Here is a 12,157-nt window from a genome sequence, read left to right on the forward strand (position 1 = left end):
TGACGGCAGGGGAGGCGCGCCGCGCGGGCGGCGCGCTCCCGAGCGCTCAAGCAGTGGGCGCGGACAGGTTCATCGGTTTCGTTTCTGTCTCCGGAGGTCTCCATGCGTGACATCTTCAGCTTCTTCGAGAAGCCCAAGGACCCGCTGTCGTTCAGCGCCATCCGCATCTCGCTCGCGAGCCCGGAGAAGATCCGCGAGTGGTCGCACGGCGAGGTGAAGAAGCCGGAGACCATCAACTACCGGACGTTCAAGCCGGAGCGCGATGGTCTGTTCTGCGCGAAGATCTTCGGGCCTGTGAAGGACTACGAGTGCAACTGCGGCAAGTACAAGCGCATGAAGCACCGTGGGATCGTGTGCGAGAAGTGCGGCGTCGAGGTCATCCAGTCGAAGGTCCGGCGCGAGCGGCTCGGGCACATCTCGCTGGCCACGCCGGTCGCCCACATCTGGTTCCTGAAGAGCCTGCCGTCGCGCATCGGCAACATGCTCGACATCACGCTCAAGGACCTGGAGAAGGTGCTTTATTGCGAGGCGTACATCGTCATCGATCCCAAGGAGACTGGCCTCATGCGGGGCGATCTCCTGAGCGAGGAGCGGTATCTGCAGCTCCTCGACGAGTACGGTGACGACAAGTTCAGCGCCGGCATGGGCGGCGAGGCGATCCTCGAGATGCTCAAGCAGGTCGACGTCCACGGCCTGGCGGAGCTGCTCAGGACGGAGATGCGCGCCGCGACCAGCGAGGCCAAGCGGAAGAAGCTCGCGAAGCGGCTCAAGGTCGTCGAGGCGTTCCGCGAGAGCGGCAACCGGCCCGAGTGGATGATGCTGACCGTGATCCCGGTGCTCCCGCCGGATCTGCGCCCGCTCGTCCCCCTGGACGGCGGCCGCTTCGCGACCAGCGATCTCAATGACCTCTACCGCCGCGTCATCAACCGCAACAACCGCCTGAAGCGGCTCCTCGAGCTGAACGCGCCGGAGATCATCATCCGGAACGAGCGCCGGATGCTGCAGGAGGCGGTCGACGCGCTGTTCGACAACGGCCGCCGCGGCAAGACGATCACCGGCCCGAACAAGCGCCCGCTCAAGTCGCTCTCCGACATGCTGAAGGGCAAGCAGGGCCGGTTCCGCCAGAACCTGCTCGGCAAGCGCGTCGACTACTCGGGCCGCTCGGTCATCGTCGTGGGCCCGACGCTGCGCCTGCACCAGTGCGGTCTGCCCAAGAAGATGGCGCTCGAGCTCTTCAAGCCGTTCATCTACAACAAGCTGGAAGAGCGCGGCTACGTCAACACCATCAAGAGCGCCAAGAAGATGGTGGAGAAGGAGCGCCCGGAGGTCTGGGACATCCTCGAGGAGGTCATCAGCGAGCACCCGGTGCTCCTGAACCGCGCCCCGACGCTCCACCGCCTCGGCATCCAGGCGTTCGAGCCGGTCCTCATCGAGGGCAAGGCGATCCAGCTGCACCCGCTGGTCTGCGCGGCGTTCAACGCCGACTTCGACGGCGACCAGATGGCCGTCCACGTGCCGCTGTCGGTCGAGGCGCAGATGGAGGCGCGCGTGCTCATGATGAGCACGAACAACATCCTCTCGCCCGCGAGCGGCAAGCCGATCATCAACCCGACGCAGGACATCGTGCTCGGGCTCTACTACGCGACCCGCGAGCGGAAGTTCGAGAAGGGGTCGTACCGCGCGGACACCCTCGCCTTCGGCGAGGACGGCGTGGCGCAGGGCTACCTGCGGGGCATCTACGCCTCCCCCGAGGAGGTGCGGATGGCCTACGACAACGGCGAGGTCGCGCTGCACGCCGGCATCCGCGTCCGCGTCCCGATCATCGACGACGACGGCAACCCGCAGCTCGACGAGTTCGGCCACGTGAAGCGCCGCATCGTCGAGACCACGGTGGGCCGCGTCATCATCTCCGAGGTCCTCCCGAAGGGGGTCGCGTTCGAGTACGCGAACAAGACCCTCGACAAGAAGGCGCTCTCGGCGCTCATCGACGTCTGCTACCGCATCCACCGCAACAAGGAGACCGTCCTCCTCGCGGACCGGCTCCGCACGCTCGGCTTCGACCACGCGATGCGGGCGGGCATCTCGATCTGCATGGATCACATGGTGATCCCGGCGGCCAAGAAGGTCCTCCTGGGCGAGGCGCAGAAGGAGGTCGAGCGCGTCGTCGAGCAGTACCAGGAGGGGCTCATCACCGACGGCGAGCGGTACAACAAGATCGTCGATATCTGGGCGAGCATCGCCGACCAGGTCACGACCGAGATGATGGGCGGCATCGGCAAGGAGACGGTCGTCGATCACGAGACCGGCAAGGAGTCGATCGAGCCGAGCTTCAACCCCATCTACATCATGGCCGACTCCGGCGCGCGCGGGTCGACGCAGCAGATCCGGCAGCTGGCCGCGATGCGCGGCCTGATGGCCAAGCCGTCCGGCGAGATCATCGAGACGCCGATCACCGCGAACTTCCGCGAGGGTCTCAGCGTGCTCCAGTACTTCATCTCGACGCACGGCGCCCGGAAGGGCCTCGCCGACACGGCGCTCAAGACGGCGAACTCGGGGTACCTCACCCGGCGTCTCGTCGACGTGGCGCAGGACGCGGTCATCTCCGAGTTCGACTGCGGCACGCTCGACGGCATCCGCGTGGCGAAGCTCGAGGAGGCCGGCGAGGTCATCCAGCCGCTCGGCGACCGCATCCTCGGCCGCGTCGCGCTGGAGGACGTCGTCGACCCGCTCACCGGCGAGGTGCTCATCACGGCGAACACCGAGCTCGACGAGCAGGCGGTGCGGTCCATCGAGGACGCCGGCATCGAGGAGGTCGTCATCCGCTCGGTGCTCACGTGCCAGCTCCGCCGCGGGGTCTGCGCGCTGTGCTACGGGCGCGACCTCGCCCGCGGCTACCGGGTCAACATCGGCGAGGCGGTGGGCATCATCGCCGCCCAGTCGATCGGCGAGCCGGGCACGCAGCTCACGATGCGCACCTTCCACATCGGCGGCACCGCGGCGCGCGGCAAGATCGAGGCGAGCTACCTCGAGGCCCGCACCGAGGGCACCGTCCGCCTCCGCCGCGCGGTCGTCCAGAAGAAGAAGGACGGCACCATGGTGGTCATGAACCGCCACGGCGAGATCGTGGTCGTCGACGAGACGGGGCGCGAGCGCGAGCACAACCGCCTCGTCTACGGCGCCATCCTCAAGAAGGCCGACGGCGAGCGCACCAAGCCCGGCGAGCTGCTCGCCGAGTGGGACCAGTTCGCGACGCCGATCCTCACGGAGGTCTCCGGCGTTGTGAAGTTCGGCGACCTCATCGAGGGCGTCAGCGTGCAGGATCGCCTCGACGAGGTGACGGGCCTCTCGCGAAAGGTCGTCATCGAGTCGAAGGCGGCCGACGTCCGCCCGCGCATCTCGCTGAAGGACCCCGAGTCGGGCAGGACGCTGAAGCTCCCGAACAGCGAGCTCGAGGCGCGCTACCTGCTCCCTGTCGGCGCCCACATCGTCGCGCAGGAGGGGGATATCATCGAGGCCGGCGAGGTCATCGCCAAGATCCCGCGCGACACGACGAAGGTGCAGGACATCACCGGCGGTCTGCCCCGCGTCGCCGAGCTGTTCGAGGCCCGAAAGCCGAAGGATCACGCGATCATCAGCGAGATCGACGGCGAGGTGAACTTCGGCAAGGACACGAAGGGCAAGCGGAAGGTCATCATCACGCCGTACTCGCCGGACGGGCACGCGCTCGGCGATCAGGCGCGCGAGTACCTGATCCCGAAGGGCAAGCACATCCAGGTGCAGCCGGGCGACCGGGTGCGCGCGGGCGACCCCCTCCAGGACGGCCCGCCGAACCCGCACGACATCCTCCGGGTGAAGGGCGAGAAGGAGCTGTCGGCCTGGCTCGTGAACGAGATCCAGCAGGTCTACCGTCTCCAGGGCGTCGGCATCAACGACAAGCACATCGAGGTCATCGTCCGGCAGATGCTCCGGCGGGTCCGCGTGCGCGAGGTCGGCGATACGAACTTCCTCGTCGACGAGCAGGTCGAGAAGCACATCTTCGAGAAGGAGAACGAGACCGTGCTCGAGCGCGGCGGCAAGCCCGCCATCGCCGAGGCGCTCCTCCTCGGCATCACCAAGGCCAGCCTGTCGACCGAGTCGTTCATCAGCGCCTCGTCGTTCCAGGAGACGACCAAGGTGCTCACCGAGGCCGCGATCAACGGCAAGACGGACGATCTCCGCGGTCTCAAGGAGAACGTCATCATGGGCCGCCTGATCCCGGCCGGGACGGGGCTGCCCGCCTACAAGCGCCTCCAGGTCGTGGTCGAGGGCGAGCCGGTGGCGCAAGCGCCGTACGTCGCCCCGCGGCCGCGTCCCGAGGAGACGCTCACGGCCGTGAACGAGGAGTGATCTCCTGCTGGCGCGCCCAGGGCGGGATCCAAACCCGGCCCCGGGCGCGCCGCCCGTCTCCCGAAGCGCGTTTGCGGCGTTTCGGGGGGGCGTCCTCCGCTTCGCCCCAGGCTCACCGACCTGACGAGCCGCGCCGGACGTGGCGTGCGCGCCTACCCGGGGTCAGTCTTCACTTCCACGTCGCAGCGTATCGGGTCGAGCGGGCATCGCCAGCCAACCGGCGTCGGCTGGAACGCTCACGGGGCTCGCGCGCCGCGCCGAGCTCTGCTCTCATTCCTCGAGCGCACCCCATGGCTGTATACGCCGCTAGCGGCTGGCCAGCTCTCCCCGCGTGCTCCCGTTCCGCGAGGGTTCTTGGGCGCGCCACCTCCAATTTCTGGGTAGAATCAGGGTTTCGATGGCTTCCGTTCAAGGATTGAACCAGCGGATTGCCGATCGCCTCGTCCTCGAGGGGCGCATCACCCCGGACGATCACCGTCGTGCGGTGGAGTACGCGATGCGTACGCGCGGCCGTATCGAGGACGCCATCATCGAGCTCGACATCGTCAACGAGGCCGAGCTCCTGAAGTTCATCGCGACCGTCCACAACACCCGCTTCGTCTCGACCGAGAAGCTCTCGAAGGCGATCATCGAGCCCCGCGTGCTCGCCAAGGTCTCGGCGATCACCGCGACGTTGCACGGCGTCTTCCCGGTCCTGCTCGACGATCGGAACACGACGCTGTCGGTCGCGACCGCGGATCCCGACAACGACGTCGCGCTGCACGAGATCCGGCTCGCCGCGGGCGTGCGGGACGTACGCGCCATCGTCGCCAGGCCGGCGGCGGTCCGCGCGGCCATCGCGTACCACTACCGGGGCGACACGACCGCGTTCAGCTCGCTGCTGCGCCCGGTCAACTCGTTCGACGAGATCCTCTACACCAACAGCAATAACCCCTTCGAGCGCGCGTCGATGACACACGAGCGCGCGTCGATGACACACGAGCGCGCGTCGATGACGCACGTGCCTGCGGCGGTCCCGCTGCCGGCGCACGGGCAGACGATGCACATGCCGCCGGCGCACGCGGCGCCCACGCAGGCGGCGCCGATGCACCCGCAGGCGATGCACGTGCAGCCGGCGCACGCTGCGGCGCCCACGCAGGCGGCGCCGGTGCCGGCGGCGCTCGTCACGGCGCCGCAGGTGCCCGCGGTGATGCGGGCGCCCTCCGCGCCGCCCCGGGTGGCCCCGGCCGGCCCGCCGCCCACGCCGGTGCCTCCTTCGCCGCCTCCGCAGCAGCAGGTCGCTCCCGCCCCGATCTCCGCGCCGGTCGCCGTGGCGCCGCCCCCGCCGCCGGCGCACCCGACCACGACCCACGCGTACGTCGAGACGCTCAACGTCCTCGTGAGCCTGCTCGAGAACGCGCGGCAGGACCTCCGGGGCCACTCGTCCACGGTCGCTCGCATCGTGCGCAAGCTCTGCGAGCGCATCGGCCTGCCGCCGACGACGGTCGCGAGCTACGTGGCCTCGGCCTACCTGCACGACCTCGGCAAGAACGGCCCGTACCACCTCACGGCGCTCAACGTCGCCGAGTACGAGGGGCACCGGCTCGCCGCGACGAAGAGCGTCGATCTCCCGGCGCACCTCATGGAGTCGGTGGGGCTGCCGCAGGAGGTCGTCTCGGCGATCAGCATGATGTACGAGCGCTACGACGGCAGCGGCTTCCCCGACGGCCTGTCGGGCAAGGAGATCCCGCTCGGCGCGCGCATCCTCGCGGTCGCGGACACCTACGCCGATCTCACGCAGAACCCGCGCAACCCGTACCGCAAGGCGCTCCGCCCGCCGGAGGCCTGCGACGTGCTGGCCCAGTACCGCGCCACCATCTTCGATCCGAACATCGTCGATCTCTTCCGCCAGGTCATGACCGGCGACGACATGCGCGCGAAGCTGCTCTCCGATCGGCACCAGGCGCTCATCGTCGACCCGGATCCCGAGGAGACGACGGTGCTCGAGCTGCGCCTGCTCGAGCAGGGCTTCGAGGTCTCGATCGCGCGCAACGTGGCGCAGGCGCGCCGCGAGCTCGAGACGAAGGACATCGAGGTGGTCGTCAGCGAGATCGACCTCGAGGAGCCCGACGCCGGCCTCGCGCTCCGCGCCGACGCCCTGAAGCTCGGCTTCGGCCGCGACAAGACGTGGGTCATCCTCACCGCGAAGACGGACCGGCAGACCGCTCAGCGCGCCTTCGATCTCGGCGTCGACGACTTCGTCTCGAAGCCGGCGTCGACCGACGTCATGGCCGCCAAGCTCCGCCAGCTCATCGAGCGGCGCTCCACGACCGCCGTGCCCCGCGGCGTGTCCGGCTCGCTCGCCGAGATGGGCCTGCCGGACATGATCCAGATCCTCTGGCACGGCCGGAAGACGTGCGCGCTCAAGATCCAGGCGAACTCCATGGCCGGCGAGATCCACTTCGCCGACGGGCAGGTCGTCCATGCGCTCTGGGCCGGCGCGCAGGGCGAGGATGCGTTCTACCGGATGCTCACGCTCCGGGAGGGCGACTTCCGCCTCGACCCGAGCTTCTCGCCCAGCACCCGCAGCATCACGGCGTCACCGGAGGCGCTGCTCCTCGAAGGGATGCGCCGCCTCGATGAAGGGACCCTGTCCTAGGCGCGTCGCGCGGGAGGCCCCTTGAAGAGCCCCGTCTGCATCGAGACCCCGCGGCTGCGCCTCTTCATCCCTTCCGTCGAGCTCGCTGGCCGCTACCTCGCCTATTTCGAGCGCAACCGCGACCACCTGGCGCGGTGGGATCCGCCGCGCCCCGAGGGCTTCTACACCGAGGCGTTCTGGCGCGAGCGCCTCCTCCGGGACCACGAGGACTTCGCCGCGGATCGCGCGCTCCGGCTCGCGCTGCAGTGGCGGGGCGCGCCCGGCGGCGAGGTGATCGGGGTCTGCAACTTCACGCAGTTCGTCCGCGGCGCCTTCCAGGCCGCGACCCTCGGCTACTCGCTCGACCAGCGCGCCGTGGGCTCGGGCCTGATGTTCGAGGCGATCGAGGCGGGGATCGCGTACATGTTCGACACGCTCGGCTTCCACCGGGTGATGGCGAACTACCTGCCGCACAACGAGCGCAGCGGCCGGCTGCTCCGGCGCCTCGGCTTCGCCGTCGAGGGGTACGCGCGCGATTACCTGTTCATCGACGGCGCCTGGCGCGATCACGTCCTGACCGCGCTGACCAACCCGAGGTCCGCGCCTCCGGGCGGCTCGCGGACGACGGGGACAGCGCACCCCGTCCGCGGCGCCGGCCCGCGCCACGGTTGATCCGGCCGCTCCCGCGATCGCGCCGCCGCGCTGCAGGGCCCGCTGCGCGGCGTCCGGGCCGCACGCCGCCGGCGGCCGGCCACCGGTCGGCGACTGGTCGGTAACCAGGCGAGAACGCTGAAGATTGCGGCTTGCCCGCCCGCGACGGCCGCGCGCCGCGTCTTGCCCCGCAGCGGGCACCGCCCTAGCTTGTCCCGAGGCGTGGACCGCGAGTGCGGCCGCGACCCGGAGGCACATGTACGGTCCGCAAGGCAACGGTGGCGGCAGCGCACGCAGGCCAGCGCAGCGCTCGACGAAGGTCACGGTCCCCGAGATCCGGTCCCGCAAAGGGGTCTCGCCGATCGCGATGGTGACGGCCTACGACTTCACGATGGCGCGGCTGCTCGACGAGGGCGGCGCCGATCTGCTGCTCGTCGGCGACTCGCTGGGGATGGTCGTGCAGGGGCACACGACGACGCTCCCCGTGACGGTCGAGGAGATCTGTTACCACGGGCGCGCGGTGGCGCGCGGCGCGCGGCGGGCCCACGTCGTGGGCGACATGCCGTTCATGAGCTTCCAGCTCTCCCCGATGCACGCGCTCGAGAACGCCGGGCGCATGATGAAGGAGGGCAGCTTCGAGAGCATCAAGCTCGAGGGAGGCGAGGAGATCGCCGAGCACGTGCGCCGGATCGTCGCCGCGGGCATCCCGGTGATGGGTCACCTCGGGCTCACGCCGCAGTCGGTGCACGCGATGGGCGGCTTCAAGGTGCAGGGCAAGGGCGACGAGGCGGCCGAGCGCCTCATCGCCGATGCCCGCATCCTCGACGAGGCGGGCGCCTACGCGATCGTGCTCGAGGCCATCCCGCCGGATCTGGCGCAGGAGGTGACGGCCGCGGTCTCCGTCCCGACGATCGGCATCGGCGCCGGGGCCGGCTGCGACGGGCAGGTGCTCGTCTGTTACGACCTGCTCGGGATGTTCCGCGAGCTGACGCCGAAGTTCGCGAAGCGCTTCGCCGAGGTCGGCGATCAGATCGTGGAGGCGACGCGCGCCTACGTGGACGAGGTGCAGTCGCGCACGTTCCCCGCTGCCGAGCACAGCTTCAAGCCGAACGGGCCTCGCCGGGCCGCCACCGTGCCCGCCGCGCCGGCCAAGCCCGAGTTCGCGCCGGCGGACGAGATCCCCCCGCACTGGCAGACGCACTGAGCGCGGCGGCCGGCCTCAGCTCGCCCGGCCTTCCGCCGGCTCCTGCCGCCCTGCGATGGAGCGCAGCAGGAGCTCGACCGCGAGCAATCCGAGCAGCAGCAGCGCGACGTAGGGCGACCCGTCGATCGACGCGGCCATGCCGCCCAGCTCCGCCGCGCGGGCGCTCTCGGCGACGCGCCGCGGACGGAGGTCGATCTCGCGCTCCGGGACGGACACGACGCGCGTCGAGCGCTCGCCGTCGAGGGTGAGCTCGTAGAGGCCGGCGAGCGGCGGAGACACGCGCAGGCGCCGCTCGACCTCGGCGACGGGGAGCGCCTCGCGTGACCGCGAGCCCTGCGGGGCCCCGTCGCGATCGAACCGCACGCGCTCGACCTTGACGTCGTGGTAGCCGTCGAACGTCCACACCTCGCCCGCGGCGAGGCGCCGCGCGCCGCCGCGGGCGCGCGCGGCGCCGACGAAGCCGTCGAGCAGCGACAGGAACGCGGGCCGCAGCGCGACGTCGCTCTCCTCCGTGCTGAGGGGCAGCGTCATGAACAGCACCACGCCGCGCCCGAGCGGGCGGCGCACGAGGAACGGGGCGCCGTCCGCCCACCGCGCGAGCACCTCGGCGCCCTCGGAGGCCTCCGCGCCCAGCGTCGCCCGGCCGCGCGGGGCGACGTCGGCGAGGCCGGGCGCGGACGGGCCGAGCCAGCCCGCCGTCGCCGGATCCACGCCGGGCACCGGGGAGGCCGACCAGCGGACGACGCCGGGGACCAGCGGCTCGAACCCGGCGCCGAGCGGCGCCGCGGCCGCGCGCTGGCCGAGCGTCAGCAGCGCGACGCCGCCGCGCTCGACCCACGCGGCGAGCGAGCGGCGCACCTCCGGCGTGAAGCCGGGCGCGTCGTCGACGATGAGCCCGGCGTGCGCGGCCAGCTCGTCCGCGTGCTCCGGGACGGAGGGCAGCGGCCTGATCTGCGCATCCAGGTCGAGCGCCGAGAGGGCCTGCTCGAGCGGCGGTGGGCCGCCCGTCTCGACGTGCGTGGCCGCGGGGTCGACAACGACGGCGATCGAGAGCGGGCCGCCGGCGGAGATGATCGGGGCGCGGTCGTCCTCGGCGATCGCGTCGCCGCCGGTGAGCGCGGCGATCAGGATCTCGGGCGCCCCGGCGGGGAGGTCGATCGAGAGCTCCTCGGCGCGCAGGGTCGGATCGAGCGCGACCTTGCCGAGCACGGCGTCGCCGGCGCGCACCTCGAGGGATCGCCCCGCCGCGGCGGAGGCGCCTGCGGCGGCGGAGCCCGCGGCGGGCGGCGCGTCCGCGCCGCCGTCTCGCTGCGCGACGGCGATGTCGGGCCCGCGCGCCGCGGTCGACGCGGCGGTGCAGACGACGCGGACGCGCGCCTTCTGGCCGGATCGATCGGCGCGCACGATCCCGCAGTCCTGGCCCGTCGCCTCGAGCTCCTGGAGCGGCACCCACGTGGCGATGTCGGGGGTGCCGGAGATGGGCGGGGCGCCGGGCGTGCCGTCCGCGAGGTCGCTGAGGAGCACGATGCGCTTGTCGCTCTGAGGCAGCCCCCGGAGCAGATCGCGGGCGAGCGCGAGGGCGCCGTCGATGTCGGTGGCGCGGTCCGACGGCGCCGCCGCGGCGAGCGCCTCGCTGACGGCGGCGAGGTTGGTGGTCGACGCGAGGGCGACGCGGGCCGGGGCGCCCGCGAGGACGAGCGCCGCGGCGTCCCCGGGAGCGAGGCCGCTGGCGAGCTCGCGCGCGGCCGTGAGCGCGCGCTCGAACCGCGAGGACGCCTGGCTCGATCGCCCGGCGCCCTCGGCGCCGTCCGCGCGCGCCCGCATGCTGAGCGAGTCGTCGATGACGATGGCGAGCGCGACCGACGCGCCGGCCCTGCGGCTGAGCGACAGGTGCGAGCAGCGCAGGAGCGGCGTGGCGCCGAGCACCGCGAGCGCGAGCACCGAGACGGCCCGCGTGGCGAAGAGGGCGCGGTCCTCGAGGAGGCTCCGGCGCCGCGCCGTCGGCGGCGTGGGCGGGACCAGGCGCGCCGGCGGGAACGGCCGCTCCTCGGCGCGGCGGCGGCGCAGGAGGTGCGCGGCGATCGGCGCGCCGACGAGCAGCGCGACCAGCAGCGCGCCGAGCGTGACGAAGCTCATCGGCGCACCTCGGCGATCGCCTGCACGAGCCCGCGGACGACGTCGGTCGGCGGATCGGCGCTCGTCGCGCGGAGCAGGCGGCCGCCGCGCGACGCGAGCGCCCGCGACCAGACCTCGGCCAGGGCGGCGAGGCGCGCCTGGTACTGCGCGCGGACCGCCCCCGCGTCGGCCTCCACGACCGCGCCGCCCTCGAGGGCGCGGAGGCGCACGTTGCCCTCGAAGTCGAGCGCCGCCTCGCTGGGATCGAGGACCTGGAGGGCGATCAGCGTGCGGCCGCCGGTGCTCAGCGACGTGAACGCGGAGAGCGCGCGGTCGGCGCCCGACGGGGCCGCGCCGGATTCATGAGCAAGATCGATGAGATCCGAGATCAGCAGCACGACGGCGCCGCGGCGGGCCTTCTTCGCGATGGGCGCGAGCGCGCGCTCGACGGCGCCGGCGTCGCCGCTCCAGTCCTGGGCGGCGGAGGTGGCCTCGAGGGCGCCGACGATCCGCTCGAACGCCTCGCGCCCCGCCATCGCGGGCAGGCCGTGGGTGCCGGCGCCGCCGAGCCAGGCGAGCCCCACGGGGTCGCCGGTCGCGAGCGCGACGCGGGCCATGGCCGCGGCGATGAGCGCCGCGTAGGCCAGCTTGGCGCCGGGCGCGCGCCGGCCGCGGTAGGACATCGACGCGGTCGCGTCGACGCACAGCCACAGGGCGCGATCGGTCTCGGTCTCGAACTCGCGCACCATGAGGCGATCGTGGCGGAGCAGGGCGCGGCGATCGAAGAAGCGGAGATCGTCGCCGGGCACATAGGGCCGCTGGCCGCCGAACTCGACGCCCGCGCCCTTGCGGACGCTCCGGTGCATCCCGGCGTAGACGCCCTCGGCGACGGCGCGCGACTTGAGGCGGAGCGGGGCGAGCCCGCCCCAGTCGATGGGGAACGCGGCGAGCGAGGCGCGGTCGGAGGCGAGCGGCACGGTCCGCTTCTTAGCCTGGATCCACGGGGCGATCACCTTGCGGCAGCCGTGCGCCGGCGCTGCGGGTGAAGGCGCGGCAACGGCGCGTCGGCGCCGCGGGCGGACGCGCGGCTGCCGTGCATCGGAGGCGCGGCAGCCGCGCGCCAGGGGCGCTGAGCCGCGCTCGGGGGCGCTCCTGGGCTCCCTCCCTCGCGCGGCTTTCTCGTG

General features: G+C 72.0%; 6 protein-coding genes. 4 read left to right on the forward strand and 2 right to left on the reverse strand.

The features are described from left to right. The first annotated feature begins 102 nt into the window (after positions 1-102). From rpoC to panB, 4 genes are all read left to right on the forward strand, one after another. On the forward strand, positions 103-4,386 hold the full coding sequence (gene rpoC / locus WMF29_RS02345; RefSeq protein WP_437327274.1) for a DNA-directed RNA polymerase subunit beta': 4,284 nt from the start codon (positions 103-105) through the stop codon (positions 4,384-4,386). Between the two features lie 397 nt (positions 4,387-4,783). Then, positions 4,784-7,024, forward strand: a complete 2,241-nt coding sequence (locus WMF29_RS02350) for an HD domain-containing phosphohydrolase (RefSeq protein WP_437327275.1) — start codon at positions 4,784-4,786, stop codon at positions 7,022-7,024. 21 nt (positions 7,025-7,045) lie between these two features. Next, entirely contained in the window at positions 7,046-7,675 is a 630-nt protein-coding gene (locus WMF29_RS02355; protein WP_272097525.1) for a GNAT family N-acetyltransferase, read from the forward strand. Between the two features lie 235 nt (positions 7,676-7,910). Next, the gene (panB, locus tag WMF29_RS02360) at positions 7,911-8,858 is read left to right on the forward strand and encodes a 3-methyl-2-oxobutanoate hydroxymethyltransferase (protein ID WP_272097526.1); all 948 of its coding nucleotides are present in this window, start codon (positions 7,911-7,913) and stop codon (positions 8,856-8,858) included. A gap of 15 nt (positions 8,859-8,873) precedes the next feature. Here panB and WMF29_RS02365 read toward each other — a convergent pair whose 3' ends face one another. Both WMF29_RS02365 and WMF29_RS02370 read right to left on the reverse strand, forming a co-directional pair. Next, positions 8,874-10,994 carry a VWA domain-containing protein gene (locus WMF29_RS02365; RefSeq protein ID WP_437327276.1) on the reverse strand — a complete coding sequence of 707 codons (2,121 nt, stop codon included), beginning with the start codon at positions 10,992-10,994 and terminating at the stop codon, positions 8,874-8,876. Beyond that, positions 10,991-11,950 (reverse strand): DUF58 domain-containing protein, encoded by a 960-nt coding sequence (locus tag WMF29_RS02370; protein WP_437327277.1) that lies wholly within the window; start codon positions 11,948-11,950, stop codon positions 10,991-10,993. The genes WMF29_RS02365 and WMF29_RS02370 overlap by 4 nt, the downstream gene beginning before the upstream one ends. Positions 11,951-12,157: the final 207 nt, after the last annotated feature.

It is taken from the genome of Sorangium sp. So ce381 (assembly GCF_051473845.1).
Classification (GTDB): Bacteria; Myxococcota_A; Polyangia; order Polyangiales; family Polyangiaceae; genus Sorangium; species Sorangium atrum.